A 24,750-nucleotide genomic window follows, 5' to 3' on the forward strand; every position below is an offset into this window, starting at 1 on the left:
TTATTGCTTTATCGGCTTTTTGCCTTTCGGGATAAAGTCTCCAAGCAAAGCGGCAAAGGCTGCCGCAAAAGAATATCGAGAATAACTGTATACTGCAACGGCAGATTGTATTGCAGGCAGCTCTAAAAGAGGTACAGGAGAAAGCACCGAAATAATGACATAATTTTTATGCGGAAAAAAACGTAATAGCTCTATAAGTTTTTGCTGAGAGTATGAATCGGCAAGACAAAAAATAACAGTATCCGCATTGCGCACTTTATAAGAAAGCGAGTCCGAAAGGTTTGAGGTTTCCGCCAAAGGGATGCGTTTTTTCCCGACTTTTAAAAAATCTTGATAGCGCCCCGCAAGCAAAACGTTTTGCAAAGACTTTTGAGGAAGCGGAATATTTTTGTTTCGTACTATTGTTACTGCATGTGCCGCAATCGATAGAAAATATTGTTCGCTTTCAGGATCAGGCAGTTTTTGCGGGATAGAGGCAATATCGGGAAAGATTGGGGCACTTTTGCCGCTTTTAAAATAGTTGAGTTTCGCAAGCAGTATTTTATAGGCGGCATTTTTAACTCTTTCTTTAAACGCAGGATTTTTTCCCATGTATTGCAGATTATGTTTCCAGAATGCATCTTGCTCACGCGGCGTTGTGGAAGACTCAATAATATCATTGCCCGCCTCGAGCGCGAGTTGTACCGCCTTTTCAATATTCCCTGCATAGCGAATTGCGCCGTGCATCATCATATCATCGGTGATGATCAGTCCGGTAAATCCCATTTTTTTTTGTAAAATATCGGATAAAAGATAGCGGGAAAATGTTGCCGGAATATTTGATTTTAACGCATTCGGAAAGCTGAGGTGTCCGCTCATAATTGCGGGAACGCCGGAATCAATTAACATCTGAAACGGAAGGAGCTCCCTATTAAAAAAGACTTCTTCAGATATTAAGATTTCAGGCAGTCTTCCGTGACTGTCTATGCTGGTATCTCCGTGCCCGGGGAAATGTTTTGCCGTTGTAAGCACACCGGCGTCCCTACTGCCGCGCATAAAGGCTGCCCCTAAAATGCCGGCTGATTTCGGATCATCTCCAAAAGCGCGCGGACCGATAATTGAAGAATTTTTATTAGTTAAGAGATCGACCGCGGGGGCAAAGTTAATATGTATCCCGAGAGTAGCAATTTCTCGTCCGATATAGAAGCCTGCATAATACGCATCCTGCGGAATTCCTGAAGCACCGAGCGCAAGATTTCCCGGTGTTTCGGACGTAAGTCCTTTGACGTGCCGAATCCATCCGCCTTCTTGGTCGGTTGCTACAAATAAAGGAATAGAAAAACGGCATTTTTTTGCCGTCTCTTGTAAGTGATAAATTGATTGCGCAAGCTCAATACTGTCATGTGTGTTCCAACCGAAAATTTTTATGCTGCCTAAGCCTTTGTTTTTAACCCAACCTGTCAAAATATCGGTGGGCTTTTGTCCCGCCCAACCGAACATAAAGGTTTGTGCAAGCAATTCCTCATCGGTCATTGCCGAAATAATTTGTTCGGCAAGTTGAGGCGCAGGGAGATCATCATAAAAGCTTGGCAAAGAAGCTTGTTGTGCAAAAAAAACCGAGCAGGGAAATAAAAAAGAAAACAGCATTATAAGCTGTTTTCTTTTTAACCAAGTTACATACATCAACCGTTTAATTTGTCAATGTACCCTGCTGCACTATGTGCCGCAATAGCACCGTCCGCAGATGCGGTAATAACCTGTCTGAAAGACTTGGCACGAACATCGCCCGCGGCATATAGACCGGGGATTGAAGTTTCCATTTCTTCATTTGTGATGATATAGCCGATAGAATCTTTGTTTGCGTCAGGGACAAGATCGGTGATCGGAACCATACCGACAAAGAAGAAAACCGCATCACACGCAAGTTCTTTTACTTCACCGGTATTCTTATTCTTTAAAACAACACCGGTTACATGCGATGAACCTTTCACTTCTTCTATGATAGTATCCCACTCAATTTTGATATGCGGATTTTTCATTGTGCGCTCCGCTAAAGCTTTTTGTGCTCGCAACTCATCTCTCCGGTGTACCATCGTAATTGTTTCGGTTAAACGAGATAAAAACATTGCTTCATCGCAGGCTGCATCACCGCCGCCTACCACGACAATATGCTTATTCCGGAAAAAAGGACCGTCGCAAGTTGCACAATAGGAAACTCCTTTACCGTAAAATCCTTCCTCACCGGGAATACCCATCTTTCGGTGCTCCGCTCCGGTTGCAAGCACTACTGTCAAACTTGTATATGTTTTATCCGCTGTTTTAATCGTAAATACAGAGTCTGTTTTACTCAAACTTTCAACATTTTCATATACAATCTCCGCTCCAAAGGCAATCGCTTGTTTGCGCATATTTTCCGCATATTCATATCCGCTGACAGGATCCGCATAACCGGGATAGTTTTCCAAGGAGTCTATTAAAATCGCCTGCCCGCCATGCGCCTTACCTTCAATCACCAGGGCTCTTAAGTTTGCACGACACGCATATTGCGCTGCAGTAAGCCCGGCCGCTCCGCCGCCAATAATAATAATATCGTAATCTGTTTTCATACTATAAATGTACGGAATTATATATAAATTGTCAACAATAAGAGTTCTTATTATTATTTAAACTTTTTTTAAAATTGAGAAGAGTCTGCGAGTTTTAAAGCTTTACAAACTGCTTTGCTTTAAAACATCGCTTCTGTTTGGAACCACGGGCGTCCGTGCTCGTTCTGAGTTTTGACAACGGCGAGTAAACTTACCATAGTGATGCTGAATCCTCAAGCCGGCTGTTAATGCTTCGATTAACATATATGAAAGTTAATTGCAAAACGGATTATAAAACTGAAACTTTTAAACTCGAAGGTCAAGCTGTTTTGCTTAAAACATACTACGGAACAGAAATCAGAATCGCCACGGCGGGCGGCGACGGTTTTTCAAAAGTGCGAAGTCGGAATCTTTTTGCATGCTAAAAATAGCGCAAAAATAACCGGAGCCCATGACTTAGTTTTTGTATTTGTGATAAAACTAAGTCGACGAGTTTAAAGCTAAACCTAAAAATGAGCGTTTTCGATTGTAAACATAATTTTAAAAGTCGTGTTTTGCAACAGCTTTGTGTGGTATATGCAACCCTGAAACCGGCATTGCCGTGAATGATGTATTGTGCGATTTTATTACTGTCAGGAAATTGGAACTATATGAATAAAAAGGGGCGCTGGCGTTTAGCTCAAGCTTATGGTATATTTATAAGCGATTTAATTTTCATTAGCAAAAACCTCTCCGCAAATAGTAAGCAAAAAAAATCGCAGAGGATGACATAAAAAAATGCACAAAAAAATAGAACCTAAAATAATTGAGCAGGCAGTATATTTTAATCCGTACCCCGGGATAAGCATTCATCATTATTATACTGAGTCTAATAAAATTTATCGATACGATGCGGGGAACCCCGATGAGCATGAGTGGACAATTAGAATTGACCATTGCAGGATTGGCAGAATGGAAGCAGAATTTGAAGGAGACAAGTTTGCGTATATTGATTCAGGAGATTTAGTTATCAATTCAAATGATTGCAAAATGGTATCGTCAAGATTTCCCTGCGGAGCTTACGAAGGATTTAGCATTATTATAAATGAAAAGCTGCTGCCGAAAAATGTAAAACTATTTTTAAAAGAATTACACTTAGGTTTGGGAAGCATCAATAATAAGTTCGGCTTGCGAATGTGGTATACAATAGAAACGGAAAACATAATTAAAGATGTTGTTGATTTAATTTATAAATTGATTAAAGTAAAAGATGAAAAATATTTATTTTTAAAATGTATAGAGCTCTTGTATGTGCTTAATGATTTAAATCCGGATATTCAAGAAAAATTTTATAGCTACAACCAACCTGAAATAAAAAGAATTAAAAAAGTAATAGAATCCATAAAAGATTCTGAATTAAGTTATATAGAAATTTCAACATTAATACAACAATCAAATATAAACCAATCAGATTTTTATCGACTCTTTAAAAAAATTTGCGGCTTATCTCCAAGAGCGTATCTTAACGGGCTTTTGCTTAGCCGTGCCGCCCTACAATTAGCTACTAGCGATAAAATGATTTGGGAAATTGCAGTTGAAGCGGGTTATTCCAATTTCAGTAAATTCTCAGCATCATTTAAAAAAACTTATGGAATAAGCCCCCGTCAATATCGGAAAAACAATATAAGTACGGAGCATTTATAATAAAAACGGAGCAGAAACCAAATAGGAAAATTAGTATAATTATTGTTAGTTCTAGCTAACAATAATTATACTAATTTAAATACGGAGGATAAAATGAAAAGAAAATATATTGTAGGTTTTGTATTGGTTTTGTCGGTTTTTATTATTTCGTACGGAGTACAAAAATCCGGAAATAGTGAAATAAAAAAAGACGGTGTTCTTAATATCGGAGCAATCGGAGCGTTTAAGAATTCAAAAGAGGGCGGAACCTTAGTATTCGATACACTTACTCGAATCGATCATAATTATCACGCCTTACCGAGTTTAATCCGCTCATGGACACCGAATAAAAATTATACGGAATATAACTTAGAAATAAGGGATGATGTAAGTTTCCATGACGGCACTAAGCTTAATTCTGAAATTGTAAAATGGAATATTGAAAAAGGCGGAGTGATTTATTATGCAAGCTATAGTTTTGTTTTAGAAAGCATTGATATTATAGATGAAACGCATCTTAAGGTAAAATTTTCGGAACCGAATTTAAGCTTTCAAAGCGACTTAGCACTGATTCCTTGCATTCCGATTAACGGTTATACTCAGGAAGGAAAATTTGCAACCCATGTAGGAACAGGAGCATATCGATTTGAAGGTACGGATTCAGGAGGGGTTACTACACTAATACGAAATGAAAAATATTGGGATGCCGATTTTAAAACGGATGTAAATAAAATTTTATGGCACGTAATTCCCGACGAACAAACAAGAAAGCTGGCATTGGAAAGCGGTAAGGTTGATGTTATTGGTCTTAGTGAGCACTACATCTCCATGCCGTATTCCGTTATCAATGAGCTGAAAAAAAATAATCGATTTGAAATTATAAGAGAAAACGAAGATTCTTATACCAGTGTCGGCTCGCTGGTGCCTAACTGGAAAAACGGAGTTTGTGCGGATAAAAACATAAGGCTTGCTCTTACAAGCATGTTCGATCGAAAAACTTTGGTAAAAAATATTTTCTTCGGAATTCCGAAAGCTTGCGGGCATGTGTACAATCCTAAATTTGATGACGGACCGAAAAATCAAAAGGCATTTGAGTATTCGGAAGAAAATACGAAACGCTACTTAGAAAATGCCGGATACATTATCGGAAATGCAAATAAGCCAACCGTTAATGCGAAGGGCGAGCCCTTAAAACTAAAAATTATTTGCGGCGATGAAGAATATGAAAAGGACTTACTTCTTTATATTGCTGATGTAATGAAAAAGTGGGGTATTGAAACTATTGCAACTTCGTTGGATGTAGCACAAAGAATGAAAACGCTTGCCGCAGGCGACTATGACATACATATACGGCATCCGTGGTTTGTACCGCTTATTGGGAGCATAGGATATATGGGATTTTCTCGGGATCACAGCGAATACGGAATTGGACTTTGCATAAATGATGAGATGTTCGAAGCAAGCAGCGGATATCTTAAAGCAACAACTGAGGAAGAGGCAAAAAACTATGCGGCAAAGATTTGGGAAATTCAATATAACAACGCAGTAACCATCCCACTGTTTGCTGACTTGCGATACATTATTCACAATAAAAAATTTAAAAACTTTCATTTTGATGGTAGTGTATTCAAAATTGATTTAAACGGAGTTGTATATCGATAATGAAATTATTGCGACGACGGTGGTTTAGAAATATTCTTTTCTTTTTTCCGATACTTATAATTATCACTCTTATTGCATTTGCAATAGTTTATTTTTCTCCTGGTGATGCAGGGAATTTACTGTTGATGAAGCATTTGAGTAAAAACATTGTATCAAAAAGCGATGCCGCCGACTATGCAAGACGACTTGGATTTGATGGAAGTTTTTTTGAACTCTACGGCAAATGGATGAAAAATATTTTGCGGGGCGACTTCGGGCGGTCTGCTTTAAACGGCGAAACGGTAATAAAAGTTTTTTGGAGTAAATATAAGATTACCTTTTTGATGGCTTTAATCAGCATTGCAGTGGAGATAATTATTTCTTTTTCAATGGGCTTGTATGCAGGAATAAAAAAAGGTCTGCGGCAGATCGCTTTATTAACTTTTGGGCTGTTGTCAGCTGTGCAATTCCGCCTTTTTGGATTGGCTTGATTGCACTTTGGTTTTTAACAATTAAGCTCCAATGGAAACATGCAATAGGCTATTCCGGTATTACAAGCCTTATTATCCCCGCACTGATTATGGGTGTAATAAGCATGGGCTTTATGTCAAAAATTGTAAGAGCTAAAACTCGGGATGTGATGAACAAGGGCTTTGTTGAATTTTCGTATTCGCAGGGTTTGAGTAATTTTGATATTTTAATATACCATGTGCTTCCTCATGTGCTGCCTGCCGCAATTTCTATTGCAATTTTAGATTTATCTTCGTTTTTAGGCGGCGCTGTTTTAATGGAAAAAGTTTTTAACATTCCGGGATTCGGAGATACTTTAATAGAAGCAATTAAATTTAAAGATTACTTTTTAATCAGCGGTTCGTTGTTTTTTATTGGGATAATGATTTGTGCTCTTAATCTTATTGCCGATACAATCTACCCAAAACTCGATATGAGAAATGAAAACGAAATCGGAAGCTTGAATAAAAGGGAGCTGCTCTATGCAGAAAATTATTAAAAAAGAAAAAACGTTCAGACTGCTCAGCTTATTTATTATTCTCTTTGTTTTAATTGTCTCCTATTTGAGACCTGCCCATGTATTAAATTTTAATGAAAGATTGATTCCACCAAGCTTTTCGCATATTTTCGGAACAGATCACATGGGTAGAAATGTGTTTTTTTTGAGCATCGAAGGTTTTAGAAACACATTTTTAATTGCTCTTCTTTCACAAGTTATTCCGTTTTTTTTCGGGGGGCTTATCGGAGCTGCTATAGGTTTTTATAAAACAATTTTCGATGAGTTTTTGCTGCATCTAATGAATATTATGCTTACTCTGCCAATGATTTTATCTGCAATTTTTCTTAGCGCAGTTATCGGCAATGGGCTTATCACTGTTTTAATAGTTATTTCTATTTTTGGATTTGTCTATAATATTAAGTTAGTCAGAGCGGAAATATCAGTGGTTAAAAATGAAGACTTTATACTTGCGCTTCGTGTAAACGGCGTATCGGACTTATCAATTTTTATTCATAACATTCTGCCGCGCGCATATTATCTTTTACTTCCAATACTGCCTTTAATTATTGCACATAGCATGATCGCTGTTTCATCGTTTTCATTTTTGGGAATGAGTTTTGATCTTAGCACACCGGAGTTGGGAACAATTTTAAAAGATTCATTACGATTTTCCGGCAGCGCTCCGTGGCTTATTATCTTTCCGGGACTTTTTCAATTTATATGCGTGATGATTTTTACAAAGTACTCGGACTTGTTGGAAGAAAGATTAAAACAGGGAGGCGGCGTATTAAAATGAAAGAGCTTTTAAAAATTGAAAACCTCAGTATTTCTCTAAATGAAAAAAAGATAATAGATAGCGTCTCGTTGAGTGTTCAAAAAGAAGAGGTTTACTTTTTAGTCGGAGAGACAGGCTGCGGCAAAACAATTCTTGCTAAATCAATTTTAGGACTTACTCCTAAAACGATGAAAGTAAACGGTGCAATTAAATATCTTTCCGCAGAAGGCGAATACATAAACTTGCGCGAAAACTTTTCGTGTTTAAAAGATTTAAGAGGAAAAGAAATTTTATGGGTACCGCAAAACACTAACAGCGCATTAAACCCCTTACTCAATATGGAAAAGCAATTTTTATTACCGATGAAAAAAAGATTGGGGCTTAAAAAACAAAATGCACGAAAAAAAATCTTAGAGCTTTTTAAAATGCTTTCACTAAATCCCGCCGAAGAAATTTTACGCTGCTATCCTTATGAATTATCAGGCGGAATGAAGGTTCGCGCGATGATAGCAATCGGGCTTGCCTTAAATGCAAAGCTGCTATTATTAGATGAGCCTACAAAGGGTTTGGATGCAAGCTCTTGTCTTGAATTAATGAATTTACTTTTTAAACTTGTCAAAGAATATAAAATGAGTATTTTGTTTATCACGCATGATTTAAGAATTGTGGAACAATATTCGGAAAACATTGCAGTTATGCATCAGGGAAAAATTGTTGATAGGGGTAAATATCAGCATGTCGTTAGGGAAAACCCGAAAGCCTATGTGAGGGCTTTTTGGAAAGCCCTCCCTGAAAACGGAATGGAGGTGCTGTGTGATGCCTAAAGTTATTGCAGAGTTTCAAGATGTAAGTATTTCATACGGAAAGAAAAACACCACAGAAATATTAAATAATGTGCATTTAAAAATTTACGAAGGTGATGTCCTCGGTATTACAGGCGAATCCGGTTCAGGTAAGTCAACCCTTGGGTTTGCGCTTACAGGATTAAAATCAATAAGCAGGGGAAAAATTATTTCCCCTTTAAAAACAGTTGGCATGGTTTTGCAAAATCCGGAAACCGCATTCGATCCGTTAAAAACAGTCGGCTGGACTCTTATGCAAACTAAAAGAGCATATCTTAAACGGAATTCTTTGACGGTTGATAAAAATATAATTAAAACCGAATTAAAATCTTTTTTTAAAGACTTTGCAATTACCCCGTCAAGACTTAATGATAAACCGCAAACTTTTAGCGGCGGAGAGTTACAACGAATATCAATTATGTGCGCCCTGCTTTCAGGTTCAAAGCTAATAGTTTTAGATGAAGTAACTTCAATGTTGGATGTTATTACGCAGGCAAAAATTATGCATCTTTTATTGGCACTTAAAAAAGCATATAGATTAACCTATGTATTTATCAGTCATGATATTGAATTAGTAAAAAGGGTTTGCAATAGACAGTACCAAGTTGTTGATAAAACACTTGTGCCTGTTAATTAATTTGCATGTTTTAATTATTTTTTAACTAGTTTTTAACTAGTATAACGTTTTCTAATTAAGTTCATATTTGAGAGCGTCGGTTATAACCGCTTCAGAAACATCGAGATCATCAAGATTGTATTTCCAATGGAATACGACCGGCTCTTCATTAATCTCGTCAAAGTATTTATACAGTCGATTAACTAACTCTGTTTTTGATTTTACTCTCATGCCCCGCAACAGTTGTCTTGTTAGTTTGCTGAAAAATCCTTCAATCATATTTAACCACGAACCATGCTTTGGCGTAAACACAAACTCAAATCTACCCGGTACCGTTGAAAGATATCGAATGGTTTCTTTGGAGGTATGTACTTTTAAGTTATCCAAAATGATTCTAATTTTATCTTCTTGCGGGTATCGTTCATCAAGTATTTTAAGAAATTGCACATAATCTTTACTGGTGTGACTGTCGCTTACAAGAGGAATGGCATCCCCCGTCTGTAAATCAATGCCTGCTAAAAGTGAGAGCGTGCCAAGCCGTTTGTATTCATAATCACGGCGAATGCATTGGTGGGTTTCATCAGCAGGTAAATCATCGCTTGTCGTCGCGATAGCTTGTATGTCGGGCTTCTCATCATACGAAACAACATGGATATTCTTCCCTTCTTCTGTCTGTAATGGCTTATTTTCCTCAAAATAAAGTTCAAGTTGCTTATAAACGAGCAAAACATTGTGCATTTTTCTATCAAAGTCAGGGTCTCTGTTTTCACAGTAATATTCTATTTTGTAAGGTTTAATGTCTGCTTCAGTTAGTATTTTAAATACCGTTGTTTTATGGATAGTAGCGAGCCGTAGGTATCCTGCACTTTCAGCGGTGGTGTTAATATGCTTTGTTAACAGTGCGTAAGTCCATGTTTCTGCAGCATACCCAAAAGTAGTCGGTTTTTGACAAGCGAGATTTATAATCCACGATTTCTCTTCATCGGTAATTTCCGGATTGTTTCCGCGTCCGGGTGCATCGGTGAGAGCATGCTCTACGCCGCCCTGCTTATATTTCTTAAGGCAGAGCGCAACGCTTCTATACGTATAGCCTACCTTGTCGGCTGTTTCCTTAATGGACAGCCCCTTGCTTTTAAGCAAAAGTATTCGTGCACGCGTGAGCGTTTGTGCTTGGATTGTTCGTAAACGAACAAGTGATTCAAGGTACGTGAGCTCTTCAGGATTTAGTTCAAGTTTACTCGGCGGTTTTGGCATGCAATACTCCTTAGTGATAAAAATCTGTTGAGATAGTATCACAAACCAAAGAAAAATACAATATACTTTTCAGGAAAACGTTATACTAGTAAGGAAGGAAAATGAACAAGTCTTTAATAAACAATTTTATAATAACTATATTTAAAAGGAGACGCATATGCTAATTCACAGAAGAATTATAGAGTTGATGAGCGGTGTTACCCGTTATGTTTTATCAAAATCGTTCATTGGTCTTATAATTAATTTTACGTTTATCTTACAAGCACTTGCACTTGGACAGATTGTAAAAGCTCTTTACGTTCATGCAGAGTTTTCACAAATCCAAAGATATATTATCTATCTGGTCATTATTGTGATTGTACGATTTTTACTGGTTCGGGCTAATCAAATATACGGAAAATGGATTGTCGGAAAAGTAAAGGGGGCATTACGCAAGAGAGCATACGAAAAACTTTTGCGATTGGGTCCCGGTTATTTAACAGAAACAAGGACGGGAAAGCTTGAATCTACAATCGTTGCGGGTATTGAATATTTGGAAGGATACCTAACATTATACATCCCGCAAATTATCATTTGCATTATAGGATCAAGTGTAATGGTTACCTATATTTTCACGGTAGATTGGACGCTCGGTCTTTTAGTTTTAGTTTCTATTCTCATCACTATGTTTGCACCGATTTTATTTTTAAAAGTATTATCAAAATTCACCGAAGAACATTGGAGTGCTTACTTGCATCTTAATGCCGAGTTTGTTGATTGCGTTCAAGGAATTATGACACTGAAGGCGATGAATGCGGCAAAGCGAATCGGAAATAAATTAAAATCAAAAATGCATAAGCTGTATAAAAAAACAATGGCAAGTCTTCGCATAAATCTTGCCGAGTTCGGGTTTGCAAGTTTTTTTACATCCCTTGGTTCATCTTTTACACTTGGACTTGCAGGCTATTATGCGGCAATTGGACGTATATCGATTTCATCTCTTGTTATACTTTTATTTATGGTGTCGGAAGCTTTTAGACCGGTGCGCGGATTAGCAAATTATTTTCACCAAGGTTTTATGGGAATGACTTCGGTTGACGGCTTAGTTGATCTCTTTGATGAAAAGGAAACTATTACGGATACTCTTAATCCGCCCGATCCTGCAATTGATAGTCCGCATCAAAATATATCGTTTGAAAACATATCTTTTTCATATGCTAAAGAAAAAGTTTTTGACGGGCTCAGTTTTGAAGTGCGTGCCGGAGAACGGCTTGCAATTGTCGGAGAGTCGGGTTCGGGAAAAACTACCATTGCCCGATTGCTTTTGCGGTTTTACGATCCCGACAGCGGTGTAATTCGCATAAACGGAGTTGACACTAAAACAATTCCGCTAAAAAATTTGCGCGAAAAAATTGCAATGGTATCTCAGGATACTTATTTGTTTAACGGAACAATTGAGGAAAATTTAAAACTTGCAAACGAAGATGCAAGCAAAGAAGACTTGGATGAGGCAATTAAAATTGCCCGGCTTGAAGAATTTATGCAATCTTCGGAGGACGGTTATAACATGAAGCTTGGGGAGAGGGCACTAAATCTTTCCGGCGGACAGCGGCAAAGGTTTTCCATTGCACGCGCTCTTTTAAAAAACGCTCCGATTATTATTTTGGATGAAGCCACTTCAAGCATTGATATCGAAAATGAAAAACAAATTAAGCTCGGGCTTGACGCCCTGTTGAAGGGACGCACATCAGTTACTATTGCGCACAGGCTTTCAACCGTTGTCGATGCGGATAGAATTTTAGTTTTAAAATCCGGAGTGATTGTAGAAGAAGGAACCCACGAACAGCTGATGAAAAAAGGCGAGTATTATTACAAACTTGTGCTTGCACAAGCAGAGGAGATGAATCAATGAGTAAATATTCAAATCTTATAAAACTTTCAAAGTATTCAAAACGCTATATTGGAACATTAATTGGTTCTATTATTTGCGGAGTTATGAATTATGTTTCGCAATTAGTATCGCTTTTGTTAGGAGCATATTTAACAGGTCTTGCCATAGGCGGAGCTGAGGGCAGCATTATTGTTAAATTCTTCCCATACCTTTTGGGCTTTATTCTTGCAAAGGGCCTGTTTGCATATTTGCACATGCTCATCGCCCATGAGCTTGCCTACCTTGTATTGGAAGATTTACGCGGCGATGTATTTGACGCAATTGAGAGAGGCGGACCTCTCACAAGTTTAAAATACCGCACCGGTGATGTAAGCTCCATCATTATGGAAGATGTTGAAACTTTGGAAACTTTCTTTGCCCACATCTTCGGTGATTATATGATAGCTATTATTTGTATGCTGTCATTTTTGGTGCTTTGCTTAACAGTATCTTGGGAGATTGCCTTACTTATGTTTGTATCCTCGTGTATTATCACAACAATACCGTATTGGTTTTCAAAGGAAAACCAAAAAAACGGAAAAAACATTAGAACAGGACTCGGGCTTGCGAATGCTCGGATTGTGGATGCAATTCAAGGTTTAACAGAAATTATTATTTTCGGGAAAGAAAAAAGCTTTACTCAAAAAATAAGTAAAGACACAGCGGACTTGAGCAAGCACGAAATGCGTGACGGCAAATTAAAAGGATTGGAAGCAGGCATTATTGATACGGTGTCGGCTATAACAATGATAGCGGTAATTCTTTTAAGCCACAGCATGACAATTTCAGGACGCCTCGATAATACTCTGATAGCTCCTCTTATTATTTTAGCAATGAATATTTTTTTGCCGGTAATAGCGGTAACAAGCACTGCCGGAAAAATTAGCCTAACAGCTGCTTGTGCTGACAGGGTGTACGGATTAATTCACGAGCCGTCTCCGATTAAAGAGTATTCGAAGGATGAGCGTGCAACAAAATTTGCAGAGATTGAAACCGAAAATATTTTGGACGTAAAGAATATCAGCTTTTCATATGATAAAGAAAATCCGGTGCTCAAAAATTTAAATGTATCTATTAAAAAAAATGACAATGTTGTTATTACCGGAGAATCCGGTGCAGGCAAAACAACTCTAATGAATTTACTTTTACGCTTTTATGATCCCGATGAGGGGACCATTTATTTAAACGGAAAAGATATAAGATCGATGCGCACTGAAGATTTGCGAAAAAACATTTCATACGTTTCGCAGGATGTGTACTTATTCAACGGAAGCATTGCGGAGAATTTAAAATTGGGAAACCCGGAAGCAAGCGATGAAGAAATGATAGCTGCGGCAAAAACAGCCTTGGCTGATGAATTTATCACTAAGCTTGAAGGCGGCTACAAGGCTCGTGTCGGGGAGAGGGGCATGACGCTTTCGGGAGGACAAAAGCAAAGAGTCGCAATTGCGCGAGCCTTACTGACAAATGCGCCGATACTCATAATGGACGAAGCGGTTTCCAATTTAGATTCCGAGAGCGAGCGGCTTTTTAGAAAGGCACTTGAAAATATAAAAAACAAAAAAACTATTATCACTGTTGCGCACCGCCCTTCCACAATAAGTGCCGCCGACAGGCGAATTCATTTGGAAGACGGAAAAATTGTAGACAGCCAACAGTTGTAAGCAGTGTTTAGTATTGTAGACAGCCAACAGTTGTTGTCAGAGGCTAGTGTTATAGCCAGTCAACAGTTGTAGTCGGTGTTTACTAAAAAAGCGGAGTTGGTTTTTTTACCGTAAAGAAAACTACTCCGCTTTTTTTAACCGCTTAAAAACAAGCTACAAACAAGTTACAGGTTTTATACCGCAAGCGATTGTTTTTCCATCATCGATTTAAACAAGCTGTTCTTTTCCAAAAGCTCGTTCGGGCTGCCTGTTTCTTCAATCTTGCCATTCTTGAGCACGACAATTTTATCGGCACCGGCAACCGTTCTCATTCGGTGAGCGATGATGATAACGGTTTTATTGCGTACAAGCTCTGAGAGAGCTTCTTGAATTAAGCTTTCATTTTCAACGTCGAGGCTTGCGGTCGCTTCATCGAGGAGAATTACAGGCGCATCTTTTAATATTGCCCGCGCAATTGAAATACGCTGTCGTTCTCCACCTGAAAGCTTTTCGCCGTTTTCACCGATGAGGGTATTGTACCCATCAGGCAGCTTTTGCACAAACTCATCACAGCGAGCAAGCTTGCTTACGCGAAGCACATCCTCATCGCTTGCGTCTTTTCTTCCAATGCGGATATTATCCATTATACTTGCATTAAACAAAGTTACATCTTGGAAAACAATTGAAAAACTTTTAAGTAAAGTTTCCGGGTCAACCCCCGAAATATCCGTACTGCCCAAAGTAATTTTTCCTTCGTTAATGTCCCAAAAGCGTGCAGCAAGTTTTGTCAATGTGGTTTTTCCGCTTCCGCTCGGTCCGACAAGTGCGGTTGTTTCGCCCTGCTTTGCGACGAAGCTGACACCGCGGATAACTTCAAAATTGTCATCATAGGAAAAGCGAACATTTTCGAATCCGACATCATAATTGTCGGGTTTAAAGTTTTCAGTTCCTTCTTGCGTCGGCATTCCTTTAATTTCTTTTAGTCGTGTAACTAAGGTGTCCAAATACAAAAGCATTGATAAATTGTTAAAGATATCCGAGATAGGATTGTAAATACTCATTGACAACATTAAATATGCGGCATAGGTAATAATCGGTATTTCTCCGGCTATGAACATTTTAGCTCCGACAAGAGCAACCGCAACAATACCTATTTTTAAAACAATTGCGGCAAAGTTTAAAAACACGCCGGCGGAAAGTTCACCTTCCAGCTTAATTTTTTTCTCTTCTTTTAGCTTGGTTTTGAAATTTTCCAAGAATGAATTTTCCATACCGTAGGACTTTATTTCCTGTATTGAGTCCATTCCTTCTTGCAAGCTGTCATAAATTTCACGCTTTTTTGCATAGCCTTTTCGGTAGCTTGCTTTTTGGAATTTTCGCGATACAAAAAATATTAAATATGCAAAGGGAATAACGCAAAATACGGCAAGCCCCAGTTTTACATTATAGCGGATTATCATTGCGGATAAAATTATTGTTGAAATTACAGTTGCATAAAGCTGTGGTACAGCATGAGAAAAAAGCTCTTCGTATACATTGAGGTCGCTCATAATAGTTGCGCTTAAATCCGCAATATCTCTTTTGCCGAAATACGCAAGCGGCAGTTTTTTTAACCGGTTTGCAATATCAATTCGATAATTTTTTGATTCCTGATATACAACCGGGTAAAGCCGCATATAATCAATCCTTCCGATAATAAACATAAAGATAAACATAATGCCTATTGTTAAAAGATATTGCCACATTCCCCATTGAACCGTGGAGGGCGTTCCGAAATATACGCCGAAAAATTGATCTAAAAAAATAAACCCGAACATTGGCGGAAGTATTTTTGATAAGTTATTCAGCGTATGGGTAAAAATTGCAATTACAAGATTTTTTGCACCCACATCGCTCATTGAATATCGGTTCTTTAAATATTTTTTCATTTTTGCACCCCGCTTTTTTCTCCGATTTTCCAATCGACAGATTTTTTATATTCATCCCACATTGATTTATAAACTGCACCTTTTTGTAGTAATTCTTCGTGGCTACCTTCTTCAATAATCTTGCCGCCGGAGATAACCAAAATTCTATCCGCATCTACAACCGACGAAAGGCGATGCGCAATCATTAAGGTTGTTTTGCCCTTTGCTAATTCTTTAAACGACTTTTGAATAATGTGTTCGTTTTCCGGATCTGCGAATGCGGTAGCCTCATCCAATAAGATAAGCGGGGCGTCTTTTAAAATTGCCCGCGCAATTGCAATGCGCTGCGTTTCTCCTCCGGATAAATACGTTCCCTTTGTACCGATTATTGTATCAAGTCCTTTTTCAAGATTTTCCACAATATCGAGTGCGCTCGCTTTTCGCAATGCTTCTTTTAATTCATCATCGGTAGCATCTTTTTTTGCAAGTTTAAGATTATCCCGAATGCTCATTTTAAATAATTTTGAGTTTTGAAAAACAAAGGAAACATTTTTCATCAAGGCTTCTTTTGTGTAATCCTTTATGTTTCGACCGCCAAAAACTACCTCGCCTTCATCGGGATCCCAAAACCGCGATGCAAGCCGTGCAATTGTTGTTTTACCTCCGCCGCTCTGGCCGACAAGCGCATAGGTTTCGCCTTCTTTAACATGAAAGCTTATATTATCTAAAACCTTCCCTGCTTCTCCGCTGTATGCAAAAGAAATATTTTTAAATTCCAATTCAGCCTTTAGCGGTTTATCGTTTACGCTTCCGTACTCCAATTCATCATACTTTAGCATGTTTTCAATTTTTTCAATACTCAAAACCGCTTTTTCCCCATAGCTGAATAAAAAAGCACTGCGCATTACAAGACTGCCGAAAGTAGGTCCGACTAAAAAGAAGATAATACAGTTTGATAAAATCATGCCGATGTCTGCACCGCCATTAATTAAAATAAGCGCAATCGGAACAACAAAAAATGCCGTACTAAAAACAATTGCTTCGTAAGCAGGCATAATGTTTTTCCATAAAAGACAGATAGACCTTACAAATTTATCATATTCAATGATTGATTTATAGAAGCGCTTAAAAGATTCTATCGACTGTGCGAAAACTTTAACTACCGGAATACTGCGCACATATTCAACCGCTTCGCTGCTCATGGCTGCAAGCGATTCGTAATAGTCCTTTCGAAGTGCCTGTGCCTTTGGAGAGCTCATTTGCGACATACATGCCATTCCCAAAATTAAAGGCAAAAGGCTTGCCAAACCCAATCGATAATCAAAAATAATAAACAATACCAATAGGACTATCGGGCTCACCAAGGTTCCCGCTAAGTCCGGCAGCTGGTGTGCCAAATACGAATGGGTTTCCGCAGCACCGTCTACAATAACTTTTCGCACGCGTCCGCTTTCAACTGTATCAAAAAAACCCAAGGGCTTTTTCATAATGGTTTGCATGGAAACCTTAATAATGTTTTCTTCAACTTCAAATGCCATTAAATGCGAAAATAAAACTGCAAAAAAGTACAGCACAATCGAGACAGCCGCAAATATAATCGCCATTATTGCGTTTGTCCCAATTGCCCCAACACTGATATTCTTTGCATTCACTATAAGCTCTTGAATAATCTTCCATATATAATACATTGGCATAATCGTACATATTGCCGATAGTGCGGACATCACCAACGACAAAACCAAAAAACCTTTTTTATTCCCGATATACGGTTTAATCGTTTTTAATCTCGATGGCTTTTTTTCTTTCTTCGCCATATTATAGCTCCTCTACATAAAACGTAAACAACGTTTAATGTTAGATGAGTATAACAAAATTAAGGTTTTATTTCAACACGGAAGTTAAGAATAGGAAACAAAAGAAGATAATAAAAAGAAAAATATTTTTGGCGTGCCCCGCAGTGCAACGTTTTTTTACACCCATACTTTAAAACGCCGCACTGCGGGTCGGGCTTTCCGCTTGTAGTTTTTTGCCGCTTCTGAATATCCGTAGCAACGTTATTCCGCTATTCGCTCCATAAGTTGCTGCTGCAACATTCGAGCGGCAAAAAAGCTACCGCTGCAATCCCTCACGCAGGCGAAGCCTTACAAACAATCTTGCTTCGCCTCCAACTTTTGTCATGGACGGCAAAACCAGAATAATGTAAAACTAAAACTTTAAAACTCGTAGGCAAAGCGGAGGCAAATTATTAACGCTTTGCCCTATGGTAAGTTTACTCACCGTTGTCAAACTCAGAACAAATTCAAACGATGTTTAAAAGCATCAATACAAAATTATAAAATTGAAGCTTTTAAACTCGCAGGTTTAGTTTTTGCCACGGACGTCAAAACTCAGAACGGGCACGGACGCCCGTGGTTCCACGCAGAAACGATGTTTTAAAAGCACAAACTTTTTCCAAGTGCTTTTAAAACTAAACCGTTGTGTCGAACTCTTTTTTATGAAATTTTTTACGATCTGTCTTAGACGAGGAGAAAAGACTTGCGTATTATTTGGAATAAAAAACGGGCGGTTTAAAAATCTTTTTACTGACTGAAAACCGCCCGAAATAAGCTTAGTTATGGTTGAATGTCATGGTAAAAATAAGTGCAGCTCTTTTGAAGAAAACCTTGCGTGTAGGGTTAGCAAGTTTTCTGTATTGATAAAAATCATTAGGACTTACATACTGATTTTTTGTTTCAGCTTGGACTGCAAGCATTAAATCCATCCATTCAAGGATTTTAAAATTAAACACGGGACCAAAGACAACCTGCATTTTATCTTCTCCCCAGTCTTTTCGATTTGCCGGCGTTTTGTGTAAATCTTTGGTTGTTTCCGCCATCATCGCAATCATGTTGAGCGGAATGGGCATTTGATAGCCAAAAACATAGGAACCAATATACTGCCAGCCGTTACGCCTTGGGGCTCCCGCCTGATATATCCAGCTTTTGTCTTTACTCATACCTGAAAGAGCTGAATATTTTGCAACCTGATCCGTTCTGAACACAACATGCGCCCAATCATGTTTGATTACCGCTCCTAAGTCAAATTGAAAAGCTCCGCCGAGCTGTCCTCCCCAATATGTTTTGGTAAAATTAAAAGGAACATAGCGAGTAGTTTTGTCAGCTGCCGGCAAAGCTTCCGCTAAGCCGAATAAAGAATCGCTTGCTTTTTTTCGTACAATGTTCCAGCCTGACCCTGCAAATAGCGAGCCGTATAATTCCAAAAATGCAATAGGAGTCCATACCACTTCGGTTTTTCCTTCAAGGGTGAGCGGGCTGAGTTCCATACCGATTTTAATGGTAACATTGTTTCCCTGCGTAAGAGGAGAATTAAAATTCATTGCGGGGATTTTGATTTTTTCTTTTACGGAAATAAGCGCTGCAGCGGGAAATGTCGCTGTAAGTCCGACTTCGGTTGAAAATTTTACGTTGTTTTCTTGCGGCATATTTTCCGTTGATTGACTACTCTCTTCCACCGCAAAGCCGGTAAAGCAAAAAAAACTGATTAGCAGTGTGGCAATAATTTTTCTCATTTTTGTTTAAACCTCCAAATTAGTTTATAAGTACTATAACTGAGTTTCTTTTTTCTGTAAAGATTACCCTTTCCAAGATAAAAAAGAACGGGATTTTATCTCAGTCTTTTTAAGGGACATTAGTGTTTGTATTATTTACCCCTACTTGTTTTCAATTTGCGTTCGGAATCAAAACGCTCAATTGCCAGTTGCAGCAACAAGGTAATAAGGTCGGGATAAGGGAGTCCCGAAGCGGCACACATTTTCGGGAACATTGAAATTGAGGTAAACCCCGGAATAGTATTTATTTCATTGAGGTATATTTTTTTTGTTTTTTTATCAATAAAAAAATCTACACGGGCAAATCCCGAAAGGTCTAAGGTTTTATATGCTTTCATAGCAATTTCTCTGATTGTCTTTCGTTCATCGTCGGTAATTTCCGCCGGTATTTTAAGAATAGCCCCGTCAGGATCGGTATACTTTGCTTCGTAATCATAAAAGCTATGTGAAGGAATAATTTCGCCGGGAGTATAGGCAATACAGGTTTCATTCCCGGTAACCGAACACTCAATTTCTCGCGCGGGAATATAGGCCTCTACCAGTATTTTATAATCCCAGCTAAAGGCTTCTTCAGCGCGCGAAAGCAGTTCGTTTTTATCTTTTGCGATTCCCGCTCCGACGGAGCTGCCGGCGCGACACGGCTTTACAAAAAGCGGATAATCAAGCTCTTTTTCAATTTCTTGTATGAGCAGGTCTCTTTCGCTTTGAATATCCCAGGTGTTTTTTCTGACGGTAAAAAAAGGCACAATCGGTAATCCCGCCGCTTGACAAAGATTTTTTGTTTTCTCCTTATCCATGGAAAGGCTGCTTGCAAGGACACCGCAGCCCACATACGGTAATTCCGCCATCTCGAAAAGCCCTTGAATAGTACCGTCCTCTCCGAAAGAACCGTGTAAAACGGGAAATATGACATCTGTTTCCAAAAAGCGCTGCCCGACTTTAAGTGCTCCTTTTGTACCGCCGCCGGGAATAATCGACACTTGATTTTCGGCAGCGGTATGTATTTGAAGAACTGCTTGTTCATCGGAGCGAATTCTCATAAGCTCATCTTGGTTCTGCAAAAACCATGTTCCCTGTTTTGTGATACCGATTAAATGTATGGTGTGAAGGCTATTTATATTCCTTACAATGGAAGTTGCGGAAACCAAAGAAACCTCATGTTCACTTGACTTTCCGCCATACATAATTGCAATATTCATATTACTCCTACTTAAAACACTGTTGTATTACGCGATACTATAAATCTTTTTTATGCAAACGGCAAGGGCAAACTTTTTTCTCCCACGACAAGGGCATTAACCATACCGGCTTGCAAATTCAGCATTCCTGTGGTAAGTTTGCTCACCGTTGCGCCGTGTCGGGCTCCTTTTTATAACAGGGAGTTTTAAAACTCGTAGGTTTAGTTTTTTTCACCAGACGTCAAAACTCAGAACCGTCACGGACGGCGGTGGTTCCAAGCAGAAACGATGTTTTAAAGCAAAACTATTTGCAAGGCTTTAAAACTCCTGATTTAGTTTTTTTCACCGGACGGCAAAACTCAGCACTGCCACGGATGGCAGTGGTTCCAAACAGAAACGATGTTTTAAAGCAAGACTATTTGCAAAGCTTTAAAAATCGTGGGCTTGGTTTTGCCTGTGGTAAGTTTGCCCACCGTTGTCAAAATCAGAACCGCCACGGATGGCGGTGGTTCCAAACAGAAACGATGTTTTAAAGCAAAAGCATTTGTAAAGCTTTAAAACTCGTGGTTTAGTTTTTGACACGGATGTCAAAAACTAAACCGGGGCTCTTCCTTAATAAAACCGAATATAAACGCCGATTGCCGAAGATTTGCAACCCCTTCAGTATTTAAAACGCGCGGACTCTAAAACAGCCCCTTGAAATCGGCTTTTTTTTTCTCTATAATGGATTTTATTATTGCGAAGCGGAAATGTAAAACTGTCCGCGTTTGCAATGCAGATATACCGAAAGGACAAAACTATGCCTAAAATTGATGTAAATGAAAAACTTTTTTTTAACTTGCTTGGAACAAAACCGGACTACACGGATTTTGAAAAAATATTAACCTCGGCAAAGGCGGAGCTTGATGAGCTTCCCGATGAAGACGCCGCAGAGGATGAGCGCTGCATTAAAATAGAATTAAACGATACAAACAGACCGGACCTTTGGTCTACCGCCGGACTTGCCCGTCTTTTGCGCATTCATGCGGGCGGAAAATCAAATGCGCCCCTGTACGAAAGCTTTTTTTCCACAACGGAGCACAGCCAAGACGCTGAAAAAAGAATCGTCATTGTCGACAAAAGTTTGGAAAAGATCCGCCCCTTTATGACCGCCTTTGTCATTTCCGGCAAACCGATTGACGAACCGATGCTTTTAGACATAATCCAAACGCAGGAAAAACTTTGTTGGAATTTCGGCAGAAAGCGAAAATCATTTTCTATGGGCGTATATCGGTCGGATATGATTCAATGGCCGGTGCATTACACTTCGGTTGACCCCGACGCTGTGCGTTTTATCCCGCTCGGCTGCGAAAACGAAATGACCTGCCGGCAAATTATCAGCGAACATCCGAAAGGCAAAGAATACGGATGGATTTTAAAAGACACCAAACGATTCCCGCTCTTACAGGACTCAAAAAACGAGATACTTTCAATGGCGCCGATTATTAACAGCGCAACAATCGGTGCGGTAAAAACCGGCGATACCGATTTACTGGTCGAGCTCACCGGAAACGACATGATTTCTCTTTTGGTGGCAACCAATATTGTCGCCTGCGATTTTGCCGACGCCGGCTACAAAATACTGCCGGTTCAGGTTCAGCACCCGTACGAAACAGGCTTCGGAAAAACAATTACCACGCCTTTTTATTTTCAGCAAACAACAAGCACCACAAAACAGGCGGTAAACAAACTCCTCGGCTCGGACTTTTCCGTAAAAGAAATCACGGCGGCGCTTGAGCGCATGGATTGCAAAACAAAAACTGCGGGCGACACTGTTACGCTTATTCCGCCTGCGTACCGAAACGACTTTTTACACGAAGTTGACATTATCGAAGACGTAATGATGGGAAAAACCGTCGACTTTTTTGAGCCCGAAGTTCCGCACGAATTCACCATCGGCAGGCTCAGCCCCGTTACCGCCTTGAGCAGAAAAATTAAAACCCTGATGATAGGCTTCGGCTATCAGGAAATGATTTTTAACTACCTTGGCTCAAAAAAAGATTTTATCGACAGAATGAATATCCCCGCCGATAGAGTTATCGAAATTGCAAACCCGATGACCGAAAACTATCAGTTTGTACGCCCTTCGATCATCGCCAGCCTGCTGTCGGCGGAAATGGTATCCGGACATGCCGTATATCCGCACCGGATCTTCGAAATCGGAAAAATCGCCTTTCTCTGCGAAGAAGAAAACACCAGCACGCGCACCCGCCAAAGCCTCGGCTTTTTATCCGCTTCCCAAACCGCAAACTACAACGAAGCGGCAAGCCTCGTCGCCGGACTGCTCTACTACCTTGACGCCGAATATCAGGTACAGGAAGCAGCCGACCCCCGCTTTATCGTCGGGCGACAGGCAAGCATCGTGCACAAAGGCGAAACAATCGGCATCTTCGGCGAAGTACACCCGCAAGTACTGTCCAACTGGGACATCACCATTCCCTGCTTTGCCGGCGAACTTGACATAGAAGCCTTTCTGTAACATTTCGGCAGAGTCATAATCATACGGGCGAATTTTTTCATTTTTGACATTAGACCCTAAATGAAAAAACCGGGCTGTCCGCTCCAATTGTGCCGCCTCTTCTGCGAAAAACCAGCAACGTTATTCCCTAACGTCCATAAGTTGCTCCTTGTACAAACCCAATCGGCGGCACAATTTCCACTCCCATCCCTTTCGCATTCCCTGCAAGTCGGTGTAATTTTGCCGTCCGTGCCAAAATTACACCTTGCGAGTTTTAAAGCTTTGCAAACTACTCTGCTTTAAAACATCGTTACTGTTTGGAACCACTGCCATCCGTGGCAGTTCTGAGTTTGATAACGGTGAGTAAACTTACCATAGGAATGCTTAAATCCGCAGATCGCCTGTCATTATGCAGGCAGCGTGTCCACACTTATGGGTGTGAGATGTTCTGTCAAACCTATGCCGCGTGAGGGATTGTAGCGGTAGCTTTTTTGCCGCTCGAGTTTTGCAGCAGCAACTTATGGAGCGCACAGCGGAATAACGTTGCTCCTGAAATGCAGCAGCGGCAAAAAACTACAAGCGGAAAGCCCGCCCCTCCGTGCGGCGTTAGTCTAAAAGTAAAAACGCCGCGTGGAGGGGCACGCCCAGATAATACATAAGCATTCGCGGTGTAATTTTAATCGGCTTGCAACGCGCTTTTATACAAAAGGGCGTATGACATCCTCGTATGTGCAGATGTTTTGCTGTTTCCATTCGCATTGTGCGCATATTGACTCAAACACCGGTTTTGTGAATTTTTGTGCAATTATTTTGTCAATTTCGTCATAGGAATACCGTCTTTGTTCAATTCCGAGAAAATGTATAACATTTTTGTCGATGTTTTGGACTTTTGCTTCGGTTTCGCATTTCCCATCTGAATACCGCGGGCAAGCGGAGCAGATAGTATCACCGCCGTATATGATGGTAACTATCCGCTCTTTTTTTATGCGTTCGATGATATTGCGCATAGTATGCAAGAAATCATCCGAATAGCCTTTGCCTCGAAATGCACGTGTACACAAAATATGGTGCGGTCTGATAGTTGCCGTATTTCCCATTACCAGATAGCGTTATTTTGCGAGAAAATAAAATAAAGAAGCTGTTCTTGCTTCTCATCCAAAAGTTTAAAACCATCCGCTTCAAACTGAATATAAGCTGTTTTCCCCAGGAGGGTAAAAAAATCGCTGTCAAATTTTGCGCTTATTTCATTTTCCGCCGCCATTCTTGTTACACCGATAGTGCCCAGTGAAAGAGCGTATAGATTCTCGGAAACTTTTTTTCCTTTTTTCCAAGAACCGTTGCCAAGGTTTACTCCGCTTGTAGCGGAAAATTTCCCATCTGATTCAAACTTAATTTTTCCGAAAGAGCCGTGTTCGGGCTCCAGCGGGATAAAACCTTGTTCACTGCGGTAACCGGCCAACAACCAAATGTTTTGAGTAAAATCAGTCTCAAACGAAGAAATTTTTTTAACTTTTGAGTCTGTGTACTGCCCGGTGCTCCGGCATGAGCCTAAAACAAGGGGTATTAATACCATCGAAAACATAATACATTGATATTTTTTCATTTAGAATCTCCTAAAAAAACAAAATCCTCTTGAAGAAAAAACA

20 protein-coding genes are annotated in these 24,750 nt (G+C 39.5%); 11 read left to right on the forward strand and 9 right to left on the reverse strand.

The genetic code is table 11. The features are described from left to right. Both FUT79_RS13130 and trxB read right to left on the reverse strand, forming a co-directional pair. Positions 1–1,626: a glycoside hydrolase family 3 protein gene (locus tag FUT79_RS13130; protein ID WP_044634524.1), complete on the reverse strand. Its 1,626-nt coding sequence runs from the start codon at positions 1,624–1,626 to the stop codon at positions 1–3. A 35-nt stretch (positions 1,627–1,661) separates the two neighbouring features. Continuing rightward, positions 1,662–2,585 carry a thioredoxin-disulfide reductase gene (gene trxB / locus FUT79_RS13135; RefSeq protein ID WP_024753056.1) on the reverse strand — a complete coding sequence of 308 codons (924 nt, stop codon included), beginning with the start codon at positions 2,583–2,585 and terminating at the stop codon, positions 1,662–1,664. Positions 2,586–2,812: 227 nt separating this feature from the next. Between trxB and FUT79_RS15190 the strand changes: the two genes are divergently transcribed. From FUT79_RS15190 to FUT79_RS13165, 8 genes are all read left to right on the forward strand, one after another. Next, positions 2,813–2,989 carry a hypothetical protein gene (locus FUT79_RS15190; RefSeq protein ID WP_156009289.1) on the forward strand — a complete coding sequence of 59 codons (177 nt, stop codon included), beginning with the start codon at positions 2,813–2,815 and terminating at the stop codon, positions 2,987–2,989. 352 nt (positions 2,990–3,341) lie between these two features. After that, entirely contained in the window at positions 3,342–4,247 is a 906-nt protein-coding gene (locus FUT79_RS13140; RefSeq protein ID WP_148889723.1) for a helix-turn-helix domain-containing protein, read from the forward strand. Positions 4,248–4,340: 93 nt separating this feature from the next. After that, positions 4,341–5,888, forward strand: a complete 1,548-nt coding sequence (locus FUT79_RS13145) for an ABC transporter substrate-binding protein (RefSeq protein ID WP_148889724.1) — start codon at positions 4,341–4,343, stop codon at positions 5,886–5,888. Next, positions 5,888–6,358 carry an ABC transporter permease family protein gene (locus FUT79_RS15405; RefSeq protein ID WP_024753053.1) on the forward strand — a complete coding sequence of 157 codons (471 nt, stop codon included), beginning with the start codon at positions 5,888–5,890 and terminating at the stop codon, positions 6,356–6,358. The genes FUT79_RS13145 and FUT79_RS15405 overlap by 1 nt, the downstream gene beginning before the upstream one ends. Then, the gene (locus FUT79_RS15410; protein WP_197071855.1) at positions 6,304–6,876 is read left to right on the forward strand and encodes an ABC transporter permease; all 573 of its coding nucleotides are present in this window, start codon (positions 6,304–6,306) and stop codon (positions 6,874–6,876) included. Before FUT79_RS15405 ends, FUT79_RS15410 begins: the two co-directional genes overlap by 55 nt. Continuing rightward, positions 6,860–7,672, forward strand: a complete 813-nt coding sequence (locus FUT79_RS13155) for an ABC transporter permease (RefSeq protein ID WP_002699573.1) — start codon at positions 6,860–6,862, stop codon at positions 7,670–7,672. Before FUT79_RS15410 ends, FUT79_RS13155 begins: the two co-directional genes overlap by 17 nt. Beyond that, positions 7,669–8,475 (forward strand): ATP-binding cassette domain-containing protein, encoded by an 807-nt coding sequence (locus tag FUT79_RS13160; RefSeq protein ID WP_002699571.1) that lies wholly within the window; start codon positions 7,669–7,671, stop codon positions 8,473–8,475. Before FUT79_RS13155 ends, FUT79_RS13160 begins: the two co-directional genes overlap by 4 nt. Further along, positions 8,468–9,130 carry an ATP-binding cassette domain-containing protein gene (locus tag FUT79_RS13165; protein ID WP_148889725.1) on the forward strand — a complete coding sequence of 221 codons (663 nt, stop codon included), beginning with the start codon at positions 8,468–8,470 and terminating at the stop codon, positions 9,128–9,130. Before FUT79_RS13160 ends, FUT79_RS13165 begins: the two co-directional genes overlap by 8 nt. A gap of 51 nt (positions 9,131–9,181) precedes the next feature. Here FUT79_RS13165 and FUT79_RS13170 read toward each other — a convergent pair whose 3' ends face one another. Next, positions 9,182–10,363, reverse strand: a complete 1,182-nt coding sequence (locus FUT79_RS13170; RefSeq protein WP_148889726.1) for an IS630 family transposase — start codon at positions 10,361–10,363, stop codon at positions 9,182–9,184. A gap of 157 nt (positions 10,364–10,520) precedes the next feature. Between FUT79_RS13170 and FUT79_RS13175 the strand changes: the two genes are divergently transcribed. After that, positions 10,521–12,254 (forward strand): ABC transporter ATP-binding protein, encoded by a 1,734-nt coding sequence (locus FUT79_RS13175; RefSeq protein WP_044634514.1) that lies wholly within the window; start codon positions 10,521–10,523, stop codon positions 12,252–12,254. Then, positions 12,251–13,936: an ABC transporter ATP-binding protein gene (locus FUT79_RS13180; protein WP_044634515.1), complete on the forward strand. Its 1,686-nt coding sequence runs from the start codon at positions 12,251–12,253 to the stop codon at positions 13,934–13,936. The genes FUT79_RS13175 and FUT79_RS13180 overlap by 4 nt, the downstream gene beginning before the upstream one ends. A 173-nt stretch (positions 13,937–14,109) precedes the next feature. Here the strand turns inward: FUT79_RS13180 and FUT79_RS13185 are convergent, their stop codons facing one another. From FUT79_RS13185 to FUT79_RS13200, 4 genes are all read right to left on the reverse strand, one after another. Then, the gene (locus tag FUT79_RS13185) at positions 14,110–15,843 is read right to left on the reverse strand and encodes an ABC transporter ATP-binding protein (protein WP_024753047.1); all 1,734 of its coding nucleotides are present in this window, start codon (positions 15,841–15,843) and stop codon (positions 14,110–14,112) included. Further along, positions 15,840–17,636 carry an ABC transporter ATP-binding protein gene (locus FUT79_RS13190; protein ID WP_044634516.1) on the reverse strand — a complete coding sequence of 599 codons (1,797 nt, stop codon included), beginning with the start codon at positions 17,634–17,636 and terminating at the stop codon, positions 15,840–15,842. The genes FUT79_RS13185 and FUT79_RS13190 overlap by 4 nt, the downstream gene beginning before the upstream one ends. A 794-nt stretch (positions 17,637–18,430) precedes the next feature. After that, the gene (locus FUT79_RS13195) at positions 18,431–19,390 is read right to left on the reverse strand and encodes a hypothetical protein (RefSeq protein WP_002698229.1); all 960 of its coding nucleotides are present in this window, start codon (positions 19,388–19,390) and stop codon (positions 18,431–18,433) included. A gap of 131 nt (positions 19,391–19,521) precedes the next feature. Continuing rightward, a complete protein-coding gene (locus tag FUT79_RS13200; protein WP_024753044.1) occupies positions 19,522–20,628 on the reverse strand; it encodes a D-alanine--D-alanine ligase family protein in 1,107 nt (368 codons plus the stop codon). Positions 20,629–21,406: 778 nt separating this feature from the next. Between FUT79_RS13200 and pheT the strand changes: the two genes are divergently transcribed. Then, positions 21,407–23,125: a phenylalanine--tRNA ligase subunit beta gene (gene pheT / locus FUT79_RS13210; RefSeq protein WP_148889727.1), complete on the forward strand. Its 1,719-nt coding sequence runs from the start codon at positions 21,407–21,409 to the stop codon at positions 23,123–23,125. A 677-nt stretch (positions 23,126–23,802) separates the two neighbouring features. Here pheT and FUT79_RS13215 read toward each other — a convergent pair. After that, entirely contained in the window at positions 23,803–24,201 is a 399-nt protein-coding gene (locus FUT79_RS13215) for a DUF1284 domain-containing protein (RefSeq protein WP_024753042.1), read from the reverse strand. Next, positions 24,201–24,707, reverse strand: coding sequence for an META domain-containing protein (locus tag FUT79_RS13220; protein ID WP_024753041.1), 507 nt, complete (start codon positions 24,705–24,707; stop codon positions 24,201–24,203). The genes FUT79_RS13215 and FUT79_RS13220 overlap by 1 nt, the downstream gene beginning before the upstream one ends. Between the last annotated feature and the right edge of the window lie 43 nt (positions 24,708–24,750).

The sequence above is a fragment of the Treponema phagedenis genome (assembly GCF_008153345.1).
In the GTDB taxonomy this organism is placed as follows: domain Bacteria; phylum Spirochaetota; class Spirochaetia; order Treponematales; family Treponemataceae; genus Treponema; species Treponema phagedenis.